General features: G+C 40.9%; 18 protein-coding genes, 1 tRNA gene and 1 pseudogene. 6 read left to right on the top strand and 14 right to left on the bottom strand.

Features of this window, described 5'->3' with window-relative positions; genetic code table 11:
• Positions 1-98 precede the first annotated feature (98 nt).
• From sppA to LVQ96_00390, 10 genes are all read right to left on the bottom strand, one after another.
• Positions 99-845 carry a signal peptide peptidase SppA gene (sppA, locus tag LVQ96_00345; protein MCW6169610.1) on the bottom strand — a complete coding sequence of 249 codons (747 nt, stop codon included), beginning with the start codon at positions 843-845 and terminating at the stop codon, positions 99-101.
• 58 nt (positions 846-903) lie between these two features.
• Positions 904-1848 (bottom strand): MBL fold metallo-hydrolase, encoded by a 945-nt coding sequence (locus LVQ96_00350; protein MCW6169611.1) that lies wholly within the window; start codon positions 1846-1848, stop codon positions 904-906.
• A gap of 106 nt (positions 1849-1954) precedes the next feature.
• On the bottom strand, positions 1955-4354 hold the full coding sequence (gene gyrA, locus LVQ96_00355) for a DNA gyrase subunit A (protein MCW6169612.1): 2400 nt from the start codon (positions 4352-4354) through the stop codon (positions 1955-1957).
• Between the two features lie 10 nt (positions 4355-4364).
• Complete coding sequence (locus LVQ96_00360) at positions 4365-6308, bottom strand: type IIA DNA topoisomerase subunit B (protein ID MCW6169613.1); 1944 nt, start codon at positions 6306-6308, stop codon at positions 4365-4367.
• Positions 6309-6459: 151 nt separating this feature from the next.
• On the bottom strand, positions 6460-6708 hold the full coding sequence (locus tag LVQ96_00365; protein ID MCW6169614.1) for a hypothetical protein: 249 nt from the start codon (positions 6706-6708) through the stop codon (positions 6460-6462).
• 72 nt (positions 6709-6780) lie between these two features.
• Positions 6781-8433, bottom strand: a complete 1653-nt coding sequence (locus tag LVQ96_00370; GenBank protein ID MCW6169615.1) for a glutamate--tRNA ligase — start codon at positions 8431-8433, stop codon at positions 6781-6783.
• Positions 8424-9398 carry a 50S ribosome-binding GTPase gene (locus LVQ96_00375; GenBank protein MCW6169616.1) on the bottom strand — a complete coding sequence of 325 codons (975 nt, stop codon included), beginning with the start codon at positions 9396-9398 and terminating at the stop codon, positions 8424-8426. Before LVQ96_00375 ends, LVQ96_00370 begins: the two co-directional genes overlap by 10 nt.
• Before the next feature lie 3 nt (positions 9399-9401).
• Positions 9402-9584 carry a DUF1059 domain-containing protein gene (locus tag LVQ96_00380; protein MCW6169617.1) on the bottom strand — a complete coding sequence of 61 codons (183 nt, stop codon included), beginning with the start codon at positions 9582-9584 and terminating at the stop codon, positions 9402-9404.
• A 72-nt stretch (positions 9585-9656) separates the two neighbouring features.
• A complete protein-coding gene (locus tag LVQ96_00385) occupies positions 9657-9905 on the bottom strand; it encodes a PRC-barrel domain-containing protein (protein ID MCW6169618.1) in 249 nt (82 codons plus the stop codon).
• A gap of 311 nt (positions 9906-10216) precedes the next feature.
• Positions 10217-10534, bottom strand: a complete 318-nt coding sequence (locus LVQ96_00390) for a DsrE family protein (GenBank protein MCW6169619.1) — start codon at positions 10532-10534, stop codon at positions 10217-10219.
• Positions 10535-11036: 502 nt separating this feature from the next.
• On the opposite strand from LVQ96_00390, the gene LVQ96_00395 reads away from it, so the two are divergent.
• From LVQ96_00395 to LVQ96_00410, 4 genes and pseudogenes are all read left to right on the top strand, one after another.
• Positions 11037-11282 (top strand): hypothetical protein, encoded by a 246-nt coding sequence (locus LVQ96_00395; protein MCW6169620.1) that lies wholly within the window; start codon positions 11037-11039, stop codon positions 11280-11282.
• Positions 11283-11611: 329 nt separating this feature from the next.
• Positions 11612-11843: pseudogene (locus LVQ96_00400) on the top strand (IS1634 family transposase).
• A 241-nt stretch (positions 11844-12084) separates the two neighbouring features.
• Positions 12085-12312 carry an AbrB/MazE/SpoVT family DNA-binding domain-containing protein gene (locus tag LVQ96_00405; GenBank protein ID MCW6169621.1) on the top strand — a complete coding sequence of 76 codons (228 nt, stop codon included), beginning with the start codon at positions 12085-12087 and terminating at the stop codon, positions 12310-12312.
• Positions 12309-12710: a PIN domain-containing protein gene (locus LVQ96_00410; protein ID MCW6169622.1), complete on the top strand. Its 402-nt coding sequence runs from the start codon at positions 12309-12311 to the stop codon at positions 12708-12710. Before LVQ96_00405 ends, LVQ96_00410 begins: the two co-directional genes overlap by 4 nt.
• 24 nt (positions 12711-12734) lie before the next feature.
• Here the strand turns inward: LVQ96_00410 and LVQ96_00415 are convergent.
• The 3 genes from LVQ96_00415 to LVQ96_00425 all read right to left on the bottom strand — a co-directional run bounded on the left by LVQ96_00415 (position 12735) and on the right by LVQ96_00425 (position 14334).
• A tRNA-Leu gene (locus LVQ96_00415) sits at positions 12735-12819 on the bottom strand.
• A gap of 345 nt (positions 12820-13164) precedes the next feature.
• Positions 13165-14109 carry a transcription initiation factor IIB gene (locus LVQ96_00420; GenBank protein ID MCW6169623.1) on the bottom strand — a complete coding sequence of 315 codons (945 nt, stop codon included), beginning with the start codon at positions 14107-14109 and terminating at the stop codon, positions 13165-13167.
• A gap of 9 nt (positions 14110-14118) precedes the next feature.
• The gene (locus LVQ96_00425; protein ID MCW6169624.1) at positions 14119-14334 is read right to left on the bottom strand and encodes a hypothetical protein; all 216 of its coding nucleotides are present in this window, start codon (positions 14332-14334) and stop codon (positions 14119-14121) included.
• A gap of 289 nt (positions 14335-14623) precedes the next feature.
• On the opposite strand from LVQ96_00425, the gene LVQ96_00430 reads away from it, so the two are divergent.
• Positions 14624-15550, top strand: coding sequence for a transcription initiation factor IIB (locus LVQ96_00430; protein MCW6169625.1), 927 nt, complete (start codon positions 14624-14626; stop codon positions 15548-15550).
• A 15-nt stretch (positions 15551-15565) separates the two neighbouring features.
• Positions 15566-16132, top strand: a complete 567-nt coding sequence (locus LVQ96_00435) for a GMP synthase subunit A (protein ID MCW6169626.1) — start codon at positions 15566-15568, stop codon at positions 16130-16132.
• A gap of 497 nt (positions 16133-16629) precedes the next feature.
• On the opposite strand, the gene LVQ96_00440 is transcribed toward LVQ96_00435, so the two are convergent.
• The gene (locus LVQ96_00440) at positions 16630-17385 is read right to left on the bottom strand and encodes an alpha/beta hydrolase (GenBank protein ID MCW6169627.1); all 756 of its coding nucleotides are present in this window, start codon (positions 17383-17385) and stop codon (positions 16630-16632) included.
• Positions 17386-17398: the final 13 nt, after the last annotated feature.

Genomic DNA, 17398 nt, shown 5'->3' on the forward strand with positions numbered 1-17398 from the left:
TAAAAGACAATTAATCCTAAGGTATACTGGTAGGGTTAATTACTTACAATTTTTGAGCAAGAAAGCTCCGATCTTTAGAGAGAAGAGCATGCCAGCGTTCAGAATATCCTGAAAAAATCCTCCTCCAGTTTATAAAGAAACTCCTCCACAAAGTAGCTTCCAATAAGTCTCCTTATGAAGGGTCTTGGTGGTGCAAAGGTCCTTGGGCTCGGTTTCAGTTTAAGCTCTTTGCCTAATGCATCCATTGCATTCCCAAAGTCCCCTATTTCATCTATCAAGCCATTTTCTTTCGCGTCTATAGAGGAAAATATCTCCCCTGTCGCAATCTTGTCTATTTGTTCTCTAGCAAGTTTCCTGCTCGCCATGACCTCATCCCGGAATATAGAGAACATATGGTTCATGATCCTCTCATATTTCGCGTCCATCTCTTTATTGGATTGAGAGAACGGAGAAAGCATGTCCTTGTATTTCCCGACCTTCATGATCCTGACGTCAACACCAATTTTTTTCATGAGCTCCCTCACGTTGGGAACTATGCTTATCACACCTATGGATCCGACAAGGGACGTGTCAAGAGCATAGATCCTTCTTGAAGCTGAGGCAATCCAGTAAGCTCCAGATGCCCCTACACTTTGTATTGAGGCGTATGTAGGTTTTGTAGAATTTAGCTTCTTTATCTTTGAGTAAAGGATCTGGCTTGAGGTTGCATCTCCGCCACCTGAATCTATGAAAAGCACAGCTCCTTTTATCCGCCTCTTTCTTGTAACGTAATCTATTATTGGTGATAACTCTCTGACTGTTCTCTGATTTATGGTTCCTGTGATATCAATTCTTGCTATATTCATGTATAGTAAAGTTAAATTGGTGTATATTTAGTTTCACAGATTTTTTTTAATGGAAAAATCAGATGGTTTTCCACTTTACGATTTTTCCGGAGTCTTTCCTGTCTATCCTTCCAAGGTTGTAGAGGTGTACAAGATGCGAAATTGCTTCGCCAACTGCGAAAGTGGTTTCCATAACGTTCATCGATTTCATGGATCTGTTGCTGCTCCATCGCATCTCGCCAGCGACTTGGTATGAGGATTTCCATCTATCAAGGCAGATTTCCTCAACCTCCTTAAGCCTTGAATAGTGGTGGGCCTTTATCTCGTCAATCCTCTTCCCAATGGCTCTGATTTCCTCGCGGTGTCCGGGAAAAATTATCCGTGGATTCATGCCCTTAATCTTCTCCAGACTATCCATGTAATGTCCAAGCATGTCCGATTCAAAAGTGTAACTGCTTATATTTGGTGTAATTTTTGATATTATGTGATCTCCTACAAACATGGCACTGCTGTCTCTAAGAAGAATCGATATCGAACCCATGGTGTGGCCCGGATTCTCTATCACAGATACGTTACTGTCTATATTCTCCTCCTTGAGCATCCTGTCTATTTTCAAGCTGGCATAAACATCGACTCTCCTCTGATCAGAGAACATTTCGCGTTCGTGTTCCACCACAGATTTAGGGACATCATTGTCCAAAAGAAATGAAAGAATACGCTCCCAGTATCCATTCGGATCGTCTTGCATTGACTGTATAGTAAGTGCATCCCTTTTACCCATAGCTATTGGTATTCCATACTGTTTGCTTATTGCCATGGCACCACCAACATGATCTATATGGAGGTGCGTTAGCACAAGCATCTTCAGATCGTCAAGTTTTATGCCCTCCTCATTGAGCGAGGCAACAGTGCGATTAGACATTCCTGAATCAATTAATATCTCAGAATCCTCTATTTTGTAGACATTTGCCGTTTTCAATGCCCTTATCTCTATGGGCACGACAATTTTCCTTATGTTCTTCATGATTATGCCTTCTCTGAACTCAAAGTATTGAAACTTTCAGCATAAGGATGTCAAATCCGTATTTGTCTTCATGCCCGGTTGGCTTCCAAATTGAAAAAACGGTACACTACGGATCAGTTTCCTGGGTATCTACTGAGGATATGCTTATCACTCTATCATCTTCACCAACATCGATTAGTTTAACACCGGATGTAACCCTGCTTTGGATCTTCACATCTTTAACAGGAATCCTTATGCTCTTTTGTTGTTGCGTCACTATGATGATGTTCTGGGATTCTTGAACAGGGATTGCTTTTATCAGCTTGCCCGTTCTCTCGCTCTCCTTGAAAACGAGCATACCTGAGGTTCCGCGGTGATGAAGGTTAAACGCATTTATTGGTGTACGCTTCCCGATGCCATACTCAGATATGGTCAGAACATCCTGATCCTCACTGCACATGAATCCCGAGATTATGTATTGATTCTTACCGAGTCTCATTGCTCTTACACCCCTTGAACTCCTCCCTGTTGGGCGTACTTCTGAAACATCGAAAGCCGAAGCCTTTCCTGCACTGGAAATTGTGAAGACTACATTTTCTTTGCCTATGTTCTCAACGGAAGCTACCTCATCATCTTCATTCAGTGTGATAATTCTCAATCCAGAGGATCTCATGTTCAAGAGCGACTTCATGAAAGTCTTTTTCACAAATCCACCCTTGGTTATGATCATTAAGTAATCATCCTCTTTTCCCGAGGCCTTCATGACCTGCTGTACACTCTCTCCTTCGCCTAGCTTGACATAATAGGAAGCGGTAACGCTTACAGAAGTCCTTGATTTCTTGTCGATTTCATATGCCTTTATTTTCAGGACTCGACCTGAGTTGGTAAAAAGGAAGAGGTCATCATGCGAGTTGCATGGAACTATGCTCTTAACGGTATCTTCTCTTACGGTAGATGTGATTATACCCTTCCCGCCTCTTTTCTGGGCGCGGTACTCGTTGAGCGATACTCTCTTGAGAAACCCGGTTTCGCTCAAAACGATGATGTCACTTTCATTTGGAATAAGATCCTCTATGGTCCTGCCTCCCGCCGAGCGAAACATGACATTCGTCCTGCGTTCGTCTCCAAACTTTGTTTTTAGAAACTGGATCTCCTCCTTGACAACTTGCCTTTTCTTCCCTTCATCAGCGAGAAGTATGTCCAGATCCTGAATCTTCTGTCTCACAGTGGCCAGCTCATCCTGAAGTTTCGAGGATTCGAGTGACGTGAGTCTTTGAAGTTTCATGTCCAGGATAGCGTTTGCCTGTACCTGGTCAATGTCCAGGAGGGATTGAAGAGCCAATCTTGCTTCCGCAGTATCCTTTGATTTCCTTATTGCATCTATTACCTGTTCGATCCTAGAAAGGGCCGAGGAGAGGCCAAGGAGAATGTGTTCCCTTTCTCTCAGCCGATTAAGGTCGTATTTTGATCGCTTTGTTATGATATTCAGCCGATGATCTATAAAATTCTGGATCATTTCCCTCAGATTCAGCGTTTTCGGTTCATTGTTAACCAACACAAGATTGTTTATGCTTATCGAAAGCTCGAGATCGGTATGCTCATAGAGCTGGTTCAGTATCAGCGGCCTCATATCGTTGTCTCTCACCTTAACAATTATGTGCATGCCATTTCTGTCGCTCTCATCCTTTATGTCTGTAATTCCTCTAATCACCTCGTTTTTAACGAGCTCAGCGATGCCCTGAATAAAGATGGATTTGTTTACTGTATACGGCAGGGATTTAATCTCTATCATCTTTTCTTTCGAAAGGTCCACCTCGCCCTGGCAAACAACCTTACCGCGCCCAGTGAGATAAGCGTCTATGAGACTCTGTGACTGGAACAACACACCTCCACCGGGAAAATCAGGGCCCTTTACAAATCTAAGGAGTTCCTCAACAGAACAATTTTGATTGTCAAGCTGGTAATCTATTGCGTCGCATACTTCATTAAGATTATGCGGGACCATGTTAGTCGCCATCCCCACTGCTATACCAGATGCACCATTCAGGAGAAGATTCGGAACTTTAGAAGGGAAGTACTCAGGCTCGCTCAGTGTTCCATCAAAATTCAGTCTTGATGGTACCGTGTCCTTTTCGATGTCGGCAAGCATTTCCTCTGAAATTGGTGAAAGTCTCGCCTCTGTATACCTCATCGCTGCCGGGGAGTCCCCGTCTATTGATCCAAAATTCCCCTGGCCATCTACCAGCGGATACCTCAAGGAGAAATCCTGTGCCATTCTGGCAAGAGCGTCATATATTGCAGCATCTCCATGAGGGTGGTACTTACCCATGGTTTCCCCAACGATTCTTGCGCATTTTTTGTATGGCTTGTCATGCGTTAGATTGAGCTCACTCATGGAATAAAGGATTCTTCTTTGAACGGGCTTCAAACCGTCCTTAATATCTGGTATGGCACGGTTTACTATAACACTCATAGCATATTCGAGGTATGATGTTTTTATTTCTTCTTCAACAGGTTTCTTTTCCATTTTTATCAGCTCACAGATCGATATTAGTCACGTACTTTGCATTCTCTTCTATGAATTTTCTCCTCGGTTCAACCTTATCTCCCATCAAAATAGAGAAAAGTCTGTCTGCAAGGGCACCATCTTCCACAGTAACCTCAACGAGTTTTCTTGTTTCAGGATTCATGGTCGTTTCCCACAGCTGTGTTGGATTCATCTCTCCAAGACCTTTGAATCTCTGTATTATGCAATTATCCCCAAATCTGCTTGTAACCTCATCTTTTTCTGATTCGGAATAAACATAGGCAACTTTGTCTCCTTTCTGCACTCTGAAAAGTGGAGGTTGTGCAAAAAAAACGTTTCCATTCAGGATCAACTCGCGTGCATACCTGTACAAGAATGTAAGAAGCAAGGTTCTGATATGTGCCCCGTCCACATCTGCATCTGTCATTATTATTATTTTCCCATACCTGAGCTTTTTTATATCGAGGTCTTCCTTTATTCCGGAACCGATGGCCGTTATGAGGTCCTTTATGATCTGGTTTTCGAGGATCTTTAAATCCGAGGACTTCTCAACGTTAAGTATCTTTCCTCTTAGAGGGAGTATAGCCTGGAAATCCCTGTTTCTGGCCTGTTTTGCCGAACCACCTGCTGAGTCTCCCTCAACAAGGTATAACTCGGTCTTAGAGGGATCGCTGGACGAGCAGTCTGCCAGTTTTCCTGGCAAGCCTCCACCTTCGAGTGCCGTTTTTCTTCTTACAAGATCACGCGCCTTTCTGGATGCCTCCCTTGCGGCTGCTGCTGCCAAGACCCTCTTTACGATTATGTCTGCCGTTCCTGGAAACTTCTCAAAGTAATAACTTACAAAATTGTCCACAACAGACTGCACAATACCGCGTGCTTCGCTATTGCCTAATTTTGATTTTGTTTGTCCCTCAAACTGTGGTTCTAAAATCTTTAAATGCAGAACGGCAACAAGACCCTCCCTTGTGTCATCGCCTGTTATGGATTCCACGCCCTTGACCATGTCCTTTTTCTTCGCGTACTCCTGTATGGCTCTTGAAAGTCCGGCCCGGAAGCCAGTGACATGTGTTCCACCTTCTATTGTGTTGATGTTATTTACAAAACTTTCCATGGTTTCTGATACACTTGTGTTATACTGGAGTGCGAACTCAACCACGTAATCATCTGTCTGTTCAAGGTGAGCAATAGGATCTTTGTGAACGAACGTATAACCTTCTCCAAGGTACTGCACAAATTCTGATAATCCACCACCAAAGTGAAGCGTAATTGAATCATTAGTCCGTCTGTCTTCAACGAGAAACGTGAGATTTGGATTCAGGAATGCAAGTTCTCTCAGGCGTTCAAGTATGACCGAGTAAGAGAACTCGACAGTCTCAAATATCTCAGGGTCCGGCTTGAACCAGATTATTGTTCCACTTTCCGGATAGCTAATATTCACGTCCCGCAGGTCATTGTTTAATTCTTTCTCAGATAAAGGAATCGAGACGAGGGACCCGGATGGTATTCCCTGTCCGAATTTCTCATAATAGAGTTTCCCATCTTTTTTCACTATAGCTGTAAGTTCCGAAGATAACGCGTTGACGACGTGGACACCAACGCCGTGAAGTCCCCCCGTAATCCTGTAAACCTTCTTGTCGAATTTCGCGCCACTATGTAGTTCTGTGAGAACGATCTCAAGGCCAGGCCTTCCGTATTTTGGGTGCGTATCTACAGGTATGCCTCTTCCGTTATCCTCTATACTTATAGTTCCATCTTTATATATTGTTACATAAATGGAATTTGCGAACCCCGCATTTCCTTCATCAACACTGTTATCCACGACCTCGTAGACGAGGTGATGTAGACCTCTTTGATCGGTTGATCCGATGTACATTCCGGGAACTTTTCTTACTGCCTTTAACCCTTCCAAAATCTGTATCTGGGACGAATCATAATTTTCCATTTCTCTAACCATTCAAAATTACCTTAACTTATCTAATTCCTTATGCAAGATTACATAAGAATTTTCTTATTATAATCGGAAAAAAATGTTTCTTACGGGTCAATTTTGAAAGAAAGTATCAAAATGGTGAATTCATCCTTTTGGCACAAAAATGCGTTAAACGTCATGTTATCGGTTTTCTAACGTAGATATCAAATTCATCCCCGTTTTCTCTAACGTCGGTAAGTGCAAGCTTGGTACCGCGCGCGAGACTCTCAAAGATCTCCCTTGAATATGGAAATCTATCCTTCATTACTAATATTTCTGCATCCTGCCCTGGTTCCAGTGATATTGATAGACCTTTCATAACGCTTTTGAGGTAATTGAAAGGATCGCCGCCGCAAGCAACATTTCTCTGGTCTTCAACAATCATAATTTCATAATGTCTTACAGAAATAAAGAGTTTGAGAATAGCGATTTTTTTGGGTGAAAATAATGAAATTTCCTAGGAATGTGTAAAGTAGGCAATTCCTGGTGAAATCACGTTAACATACCCATATCTTTCGAGCTGGCAAAAGCCAAAAAACGTTTTTCCATGGGGTTCCATAATCCCGATGTCTTTCGTGCCGTCAGGTTTCAGAACTTCAAACTGAACGCCATTTTCTGGTGACCATTGCAATATTTTGGCGTTCTTTATTGGATCGTTCCCAACATAAACCGCGTTTTCATTCTCTCTTTTCACGTTGCAGAGATCTTTGAGCCTAACGACGGAAGATTCATCAACAGTTTTCCAATCTGATGAGGGAACATAAACATCCGCATTTTGGGGGATGGTGTATTCTCTGGTTCCAAGAGATTTGTTGGATGGATGATTTGGTATCTTTGTAGTTATTTCCTTCGTATTGCTTATATGGAGTCTGAGTGGATTTGGCACAAAAAACAATCTTGGAGTCTCGTAATCCGCGATGTTCTTATTCATGGAATTAAATATTTCAATGGAAAACTCAGCATCTATCTCTCTCATACCTGATTCTATCCAGTACCTCCTGAATGTTTCCGGTTTGAATCCGCGCTTTCTAAACGTCATGATAGTTGCGAGTTTTATGTCATCCCATCCAGAGTAAAGGCCACTTTTTATCCCCTTTTTAATGATCGACGTCTTCAAAACAAACCCTGGGAACTTTACGAGCCCATAGTGATAGTATTCAGGAATTTTCCAGGAATTATAGTTGAATATGTACAGCTGCCTGTAGGTATTGTTGAGGTGGTCTTTTCCCCTTATCACATGCGTAAGGCCCAGTAGATGATCATCGATGGCAACTGAAAAGTTCATTGTAGGGTAGAAAATGAAATCCTTTCCCACTCGTGGGTGTGCTGTCTGAACAATCCTGAAAGCTATCCAGTCCCTGATAGCAGGATTCGGGTGGTTAAGATCGGTCTTAATGACAAGGACAGCCTCTCCCTTTTTGAACTTCCCAGATAGAATTTTATCAAAGAGTTCCAGGTTTTCGCTGGCACTTGTGTTCCTGTGAGGACACGCGATAGATTTCAGAAGTTTGGCCTTGAAATCACTCTGTTCGCATGTGCAGATGTAGGCATGGTCCTCGCTCAGGAGTCTTCTGGCTTCTGCGTAATACAGGTCAAACCTGTCTGACTGTATAACGATCTTATCGAAGTTTACGCCGAGCCACTCGAGGTCTTTTGGTATCTGATCATACGCAATGGGATCGATATTTTCCGGATTTGTGTCTTCTATTCTCAATATGAGCGAGCCACCGTAACGTTTTACGTACTCATCGTTTAGTATTGCCATTCTGGAATGGCCTATGTGAAGTGGTCCGGAAGGGGATGGAGCCATTCGCATGACCACCTTTCCTTGAACATTTTCAAGATCTGGAAGGCGATGCTCCTGTACCCTCTTTTCTTTTACAAGAAATTCCGGATAGCGATCCTGAATGATCGTCTTGATCTGATCAAATGAAAGGGAATTGATCTCCTTTACTATTTCCGAGACCTTTGAAGCGACACCTTTTGTATCTTTTCTAAGTTCGGGATTTTCAGCAAGTATTTTGCCAATCACGGCTCCTATTTCCGCCGTTCCATTATGCTGGTATGCGTTTTTTAAAGCGTGTTTCCTGATCTCATTATCTAGATCCATCTTGAATCACTGTTTATCTTGTTGAGCATAATCTCCTTAAGTTCTTCGATGCCTTCTCCGGTCAAACACGATATCTGAATATCTTCCTTCTTTTCCTGCTTTATGTCACATTTGCTCTGTGCTCGAATTATTGGGATCTTAAAATTACTCTTTATTTCGTTGTAAACATTTTCCTGTTCCTGGCTGCTGTATCCAGATGAACCAGAGTGATCAAACAGAAAGATGAGTATACCCTCCAGATCCTGAAGGCATAGTATGGATTTTCTCTCCATCTCATTTCTAGATTTCATTGGCCTGTCAAGAATTCCTGGTGTATCGATGATCTGAATCCCGCGATTCCCAATATTCATGTATCCTATAAACAGGCTCTGGGTTGTAAATGGGTAAGGGGCTATTATCGGAGAGCTTCCCGTAAGTTTAGAAAGAAGGGAAGTTTTTCCAACGTTTGGTAATCCTGCTACAATGAATGTCGGATAATCCATTTTGATGTCTGGTATTTCTTTAATTTTCGTTCTACATTCTGCAAGGAATGTGAGGTCCTTGTCTAGGTCCTTGACTATGGAGGCAAACCTTCCGTAGAATTCCTTAAGATCCTTGTTAAGTTCCTGTACCGTTTTCCTTTTCTTTGAACTCTTTATCTTAAGATTCGCAAGTTCAACGATCTTATCTGATGCCCACTGAACGTGACCGAGGCTGATCTTGTATTGGTCGAGGTCAATCATCAGTCCTATCATGCCTCTGTAGAATGGATAAAGGCTGTTCAAGCTGGGGAATTTGCTAATGAGCTTCCTGAAATATGCCGTGGAAACACTTTCCACGGTTGATATCTTGTCTATGACCTCACTCTTTATTTTTTTTATAAAATCAGGGAAATAAGGCTCCGAGATTTTAGAGGACTTCAGTAATGCTTTGTCGATTATTTCCTGCGGTCTCAACACAGTTGGTATTCTTGAAAATGCACTCATAAACTATGATATTTCCTTAATGGCATTTTTTACTTTTTCAGTCATCGCATCAGTAAAGTCCCACACGTTGTGCGCATACCTCAAATGAATCTTGAACATAGGAAGTATGTCCTCAGCTCTCCCCTCTTCAAGAACATAAGAGCATTGATAGCCCAGATCTGAACATTTGCATTGATATTTTGCCATAAGAGAATATGCTATCTAGGTTTAAAAAGATGTCAGGCTAAAGTTGAAATGCTAAAAAATAAGGAACATTATTTATTCTGGAGCCTTGAGAAAACTTGGAAATTTCCTCAATATAACTATCTCTCCAACTGCCCTTATCCACCTGTAGGGTATGCTTATTGCTGACCCACCCTCTACGAGCTGAGGATTTGGCGATTCAACATAAAGACCGTAAATGTTTTGTTGCTCTAGATCGAGTATTAAATCGGAAACGTCCCCCACTAAAATACCTTTGTCCGTATAAACAGGCAAGCCAAATAGTTCAGTCACTTCTGTCATCATAGTACAGAGTAAACATTTATTAAGATATAAATTAAACGGTCATGTCTATGTCGGACATCAATATATTTATTCTGTGATAGCGTAAAAGAAGTAGATTAAAATATTAGCAATAATTAATAATCCGAATGTGAATTTAAGGAATTATTCAAGACGTTTAAATTCCGTGAAAGGTGCGAAATTCAGTTTAAAAATAGAACGAGAAAGAATTCACTAAATAATTAACTTCTTACAAGAAATTATGTAAAATATGCAAACAGCAGATAACCACATATCAATTGCACATGCGCTGTGGGCAGGAAGTGGATATGAAATTAGAGGACCAGATACATATAACCTTCCTGCTTTCTTTTAATTATTTCCTTCAGACTCGCGGGAACATAAACTACGCCTTCTGCAAGTTCATCTTTTTCTATGTTTCTAGCCTGCATCGATGTTCCGCATGCTACAACTTGAACTTTTTTATTTTCAAGCATGCTTCTTATTCTATTCTTTTGAGTCGTCGCTGCAATTCCTCCGTTAAGATATACTACCTCAACAAGTTCCGTTTCTGGCATTTCTGACAGATGTTCAGCGGCAGTTATGGACATAGGTATCTTATCTTCTGAATCTACGGATAAAATTATTTTCATACTAGTCACGCCATTTCCAATCATAATAAGTAATCGCGGTTATTTAAAGGATTTTTTATTGTAGAGCTGAAATTATGTATAATTTTATCAATTATTGGTATGGATATCATCAATTGCAAATTTAAGAGGAATTATGAATTCATTCCAGGCCTCAAGAAGGGGCTGAACTCATGCGTAAGAATAGCATAATAGTGTAATGATAATGTCTAACAGGACCTCCATATATTCACAATAGCGATAACTGTCGGGTCTTCCATGTAGCGTTGTTTAAAAGTAAACGAATCTGCAACGGTGTGTTACCGCCTCGCTGAATTGTGATCCCAGAATACATAGAATTGATGTTGATCTTTACTTTTTGGTCCCTTAAGCATCCCATCAAAGTCTCTCCTAAAGTAAAATTTAATATTTTCATTTACGCTAGCTTATGTTATGCACATAGAACATTCTCCACCAAAACCCTATAGACGTTCTAAAAAGACGGGAACGAAGGGGTGCTAATGGAATGAGCAAATATATAGATAATCTAAGCCTATTAGCGATGGGATTCGCATTTGCATCTATTTGCACAGGTGCGTTTGGGAGCGTAATTTTATCTGCATACGGATCAACAATGGAAAACACATTCTTTATTTTCGGCATTTTCTTTTTTCTAATATTTTCACTTGCAGCGGTCATACTCCATAATATGAAGGATTCTAACGAGTCAAAGGAGCAAAAAGGAAAAGAGAAAAACCATGGAGAAATATGAGGAATAATGTACTGGAGCAGTCGGTTAAAATGGGAACGAAGAACAACCAGAATTTCGTTCAGCTTCCCTTCGATACATTGATCCATCAGATCATCTTGTCGGCTTTAGATCATATTTCCTGCAGAGATCTGCGACGGATATGGTACTGCTCATCCCCTCCAGGACGATCTTCCCATTCTTAGGTGTGTATACTCTGTTTTCTGCCATTTACGAGGCATGAAACAACATGGACATAATTAATTTCGTATTTTATTCAGAGATGCGTGAAACATTTCAATCTGGATCACTTTTATTCCGGCGAAAATGCACAAAAATCAACCGGCGATTACAACATGCTTTTCACATACATGTTCCTGAATCTTCTTTCACTGTATCTTCACTTCCAGATTCTGAACATGATCGATTGGAAATACAGTGTGAGGGATGTTTTTCTCATACTGTCAAGAATCAAGATCTAAAGGATGGAGAAAGGAGACATTATGAGCGAGGCACCAAAAAAAAGCGAAAGACCTTGTGGCGGATCTGAAGATTGATCTTGACATGTTATGTAAAAAAGCTTGAATTAAGGTTTAAATTTACGTTAACCCTGGATCGTTTATCACTGATGGTGTACTGAATTTGCAGTTAAACTGAGTACGCCCACAGAGGGTTATTGTTATCGTTTTCAGGAACACAAAATGCGAGAGGGCTGTGTTCCACTGTTGTTTTAAGCGAATAATTCACTAACTTTTTATTGTAAAATTCTATTCATAATTCTTTACCTCAAGTAAAGCTAATATAGACACAGGCAATTATATTTCATATGGTTAAAAAGGTTAAGATTAGTTCAAAAGGGCAGATCACACTTCCTAAAGATTTGAGGGATAAATACCACCTGAGCTATGGAGATAGCGTTATTGTATCATATTCTGAAGAAGGCATTGTTATCAGACATGCGAAGGGTACTTTGAGAGGGATATTAAAAGGCAAGGTGGACAGTGAAGGATTCGAGAAAGACATTAAAGCCCTAAGAAAAGAGTGGAAGTTGTGAAAAACTTCATAATAGATACAGTTGGGCTAGTTAGATATTTAGAGGATAATTTGCCAAGTCCTGCATCTGATATATTTTCTCTAGCCGAAATGGGAGAGGCTTCTATTCTGGTACCGCAGATAGTGATGGGAGAATTCATTTATATTGCGATGAAAGGGAGGCTAAGATTGGCCGATCCGAGGGGTGCTGTCAAGCAAGTCCTAGATGAACTGAGAGGGACATCTTTTATATTCCAATCCAGTTTTCCAGAAGATGGATGGGATGTTTTTCTGTCTCTCGGTATTCCCGAACTACATGACAGGTTAATTGCCGCAGAGGCAATGACTCGAAGTTTATCACTCATTTCGAACGATCCTGTATTTCGAAAAGTACACGGTCTCGAGGTAATTTGGGAGTAAGATTTAAACAATTTAATATAAATATGCGGAGGGCCGGATTCGAACCGGCGGATCCCTACGGAAACAGATCTTGAGTCTGTCGCCTTTAACCTGGCTCGGCAACCTCCGCTTACCCCGTTAACGCCTTTACATTTAATTTTAGTATGTTTATAGGAGGAAAAGTTGATTACAGGTAGAAATATACATAAAGTGATATAAACGGTTCCGGAAATAGACATTGAACTTAAAATCGAATGTGCAAAGGATGATGCTGAGAAGTTATACAAAACACTTCAGCCTGACAACCCTGATACGATATCTATGGATATGGTTGAAGATGGACTATTGATAAAAATAATAAGGCTTAAAGTCACTTCCCTGTATAACGTTGTTGATGATGTTCTTAGGAATTATGAGGTTTACGAAAATATAAGGAAAAAAGAGTGAGTTATCTTGTTGTAACCCAAGTGATAGTTCACTCAACTTCCTCTATGTTTAGAGAAAGTTTTTCTGTTATCTCCTTATATCTGTTCCTTATCGTTACTTCAGTAACACCGGCAACATCGGCCACAGACCTCTGTGTTCGCCTTTCCTGTGACATTAGTGCAGCTATGTATATTGCTGCGGCTGCTACACCAGTTGGACCTTTGCCTGAGGTGAGGTCATTGTCTTCGGCCATCTTAAGAATCTCCGTAGCTTTTTTCCTGGCTTCCATGGATAGCTTCAACTTGCTGCAGAACCTGTTAACGTAGTCCTCAGGTTTTGATGGCATTATGTTGAGTTTGAGATATCTGCTCATTATCCTGTATGTTCTACCTATCTCTTTTTTCTTAACCCTAGTAACACTCGCTATTTCATCCAGCGTTCTTGGCACGTTAGTGATCCTGCATGCTGCGTAAATTGAGCCAGCAACAACACCTTCGATGCTTCTTCCTCTAATCATGTTCTGTTTTACTGCCTTTCTGTATATTACGGCTGCGGTCTCTCTTACATCCTGAGGAATACTCAAATTTGAAGACATTCTTTCAAGCTCCTGAAGAGCCTGTGACAGATTTCTCTCTGCAGCATTTGAAACCTTTATTCTTTTCTGCCACTTTCTTAGTCTGTAAAGTTGTGCTCTATTTCGAGTAGGGATAGATTTTCCAAACGAATCTTTATTTTTCCATGATATGTCTGTTGAAAGTCCCTTATCGTGTATTGTGTATGTCATTGGCGATCCAGTTCGTGCGCGGCTTTCAGTCTGTTCAGAATCGAACGCTCGCCACTCCGGACCCTGATCGATATAACTCTCATCAATAACAAGACCGCAATTTTTGCAAATTAGCTCACCACGCTCGTAATCTCTTACTAATTGCGTGGATCCACACTCAGGACACTTTTCTATTTCCTCTATGTTTTTCTTCTTTTGCTCATTTTCCATTTTTATCACTTAACATCTCACACTCAGGTTGCTATAATCACTTATTTCTTCGTTGAAGTTGATCAAGGCATAAGGATTTGAAACTGGGCCAAATATTCTTGTGACAGTGCCTATTGGTCTTTTGCCACCGTCAAACACTTTAGCCTTTATTTTGATGCATCCCTTAATATGGATAACGATTTGGTTTTTCATGACATGAATAACTTCCAAGTGATCATCCTGCATAAACTGAATAGTAAATTCTACTATTTAAATCATTCGTAAATCTCTTAAAAAGTTTTGCAAGCAATATATAATTACTTCTCATATCTCGGAATACAGTCCACAAGCACATAAACACAAAAAGATTGCGTAATATTTTAATTGATTTCCTACTTCGGTTATAGTAATATAAAGATTATCCCTTAAGCCATAATGCTATTTTTTGTGCACTCACATTTATATATATTATACTTAGAAAAGGTTTAATACATGAAAGAATGTCCTTTTAACAATTCTTTTGTTAGGTGTATAAATGACAGTTGAAGGACAGGAAACAACAAAGAGATGCACGGAATGCGGTTCCGAGCATCTCGTGAGAGATTATGAGAGAGGAGAGCTAATCTGTAACGACTGTGGCATGGTCCTAGAGGATTCGTTTATTGATCAGGGACCTGAATGGCGTGCCTTTGACTCCGAGCAGGATGACAGGAGGGCCAGAACGGGGTCTCCAATGACTTTCCTGAGTCACGACAAAGGTTTGGCAACGGAAATATCCTGGTCAAATAAAGACTATTATGGAAAGAGAATACCGCACAAGAACAGAGCACAGATATACCGTGTAAGAAAGTGGCACCAGAGGATTAGGGTAAGCAATGCAGCTGAAAGGAATCTCTCTCTTGCTTTGCAAATGTTGAATGATAATGGTGCAAAACTTGGTACTCCTAAAGACATTAAAGAGACTGCTGCGCTTATTTATAGGAAAGCAGTTGAGAAGAATCTTATTCGTGGCAGAAGTATTGAGAGCATAGTATGCGCGTCCATATATGCTGCTTGCAGAATGGTAAACCTTCCCAGGACGCTTGATGAAATTTCAAAGGCTTCTGAGGTCAACAAGAAGAAGATTGGCAAAGCTTATAGACATCTTGCCAAGGAGCTGAGCTTAAACCTAAAACCGACAACTCCATATTCTTATGTTGCGCAGTTCTGCAGCAAACTCGACCTAGATAAACAGGCAATTATTGTGAGTGAAGACATCGTTAGAAAGTCTATCGAGATGGGTATTTCTTCCGGAAAGGGTCCGACAGGGGTTGCTGCAGCTTCCATATACATTGCTTCTGTTATGGTAGGGAAACCGAGAACGCAAAAAGAGATTGCTAGAGTTTCTGGAGTAACTGAGGTAACAATAAGAAACCGTTACAAGGAAATAAGCAAATCTCTTGGAATCCAAGGAATCGAATAGCCTGGGCACAAAAAGATGAGAATCAACGTTGTCGACAACGGAGGTCAGTGGACGCATAGGGAGTATAGAGTCCTAAGGGACCTTGGGATAGAGTGTGAGATAATCCCAAATGATTCTCCATCTTCAAAAGCAGATAATCTTGATGGCTTGGTGCTTTCTGGCGGCGCTCCAAGTATACAGGACGAACTCAATAAGTTAGGAAATATTGGTGAAATCATTGACGATCACACGTACCCAATTTTAGGAATATGTGTCGGGGCACAGTTTATAGCTCTGCATTACGGGGGAAAAGTAGGTCCTGCAAGAAATCCGGAATTTGGAAAAGCAGAGGTTGTAATAGCAGAAACCGCTAGGATTCTAAAGGGACTGCCCGAAAAGATCACAGCATGGGAAAACCACAACGACGAAGTAAAAGATCTTCCGAAGGAATTCGAAACCCTCGCTTCGTCGAGTACATGCAGGATAGAGGCTTTTGAGCATATTAAGAAGCCAATATTCGGGATACAATTCCATCCGGAAGTAGAGAATACTCAGTATGGAAAGGAGATATTCCAAAATTTTATTGAGCTGTGCAGAAAATAAAGAAAGCTATCATTTCTGTTATAAGGTTTGGCAAATTTACATTGCGGAGACGATCTTTGGTTTACGCTTTATATTTCACAAATTTACAGATTTTTTGAGCAAGAAAGCTCTGGTCTTTAGAGAAGAGATGAATTACGAAACTTTTATGTATCGCAAAAACATTGAAATTCAAGTACAAAACTTCTTCGGTGAAAATCCTGACAAAGTCGTGCATGAAATCTACATGCATCGATTGGTCCGAAAGGACTCCGACATGAGGTTGAGAAGGTCTCCGTTCCGGTGTCTGAGTTGAGGAATGGGTTGAAGACACATCCCGATTGCATGCAGACAGGGATGTATGCAAGTGAAGCATTGATGCCCATAGAGATGCAACTTTCGGGATTGGAAGGACATCAAAGCCCGGTAATGGGTTTTCTCAAAACCGCCCAGAGCGTGAGGAACGAAGTCGAAAACGGAGTAAAAGTGAGAACCTCCGATGCTTTAGGGAGGAGGTTATGTCAGTCTCCGTCATTTGAGTGTTTTTTAAAAAATTCAAGTATTAATTTTGAAGCAAGATCCGGTTTCTCCCTATGAATTGCGTGACCTGAATCCAGAATGCTGTACTCTGAGTTAGGGAAGGAATCCCTCAGGTCATCAAGCATCCTTTTCCCGAATAATCGATCATATTTTCCCATCAGCAGTAGAACAAAATTGTTTGAAACTCTATCTATAGTTGTAAACTCAATTATCTCGGAAAGCAGGGGTGCTAGTCTTTCTGGTAAGAAAGGATTTTCATTTTCATACTCTTCGATCTCTCTTTCATGCATCTCAAAAAATTCGGGGGAAAATACATCTTTAGCTGTTTGACCAGGCACCGTTGCCCACTTCATGATCATGTTCGCTACCTCATTGTCGAATCCAGAGGTGGGCGACATTAATGCAGCATTTTTTAGTGCATCTCCAAAGTCGAATAAGGTCTCTTCTAGTATAATTGCTCCGAGGCTCACACCAACTCCAGAAAACTTACGAAAACTGTTCTCCCGCATGATTGCAACCATTTCGTAAGATAATTCTCTGAGAGAAAGTGAGAAATTGTCGCTTTTCCCATGACAGGGAAGATCTACAAGAATCCTTGTATAATCATCGTCAAGATCGTATGCGATACGCTTCATCGAATCTAAAGATCCACCAAGTCCATGAAGTAAGATAATTCCCGGCCCATTACCGTTGAGTTCGTACCAGATCTTATGGCCATTTTTAGTTGTATGGAACATCGGTAGTGAATTC

Source organism: Thermoplasmatales archaeon (assembly GCA_026127925.1).
Taxonomy (GTDB): domain Archaea; phylum Thermoplasmatota; class Thermoplasmata; order Thermoplasmatales; family Thermoplasmataceae; genus JAKAYB01.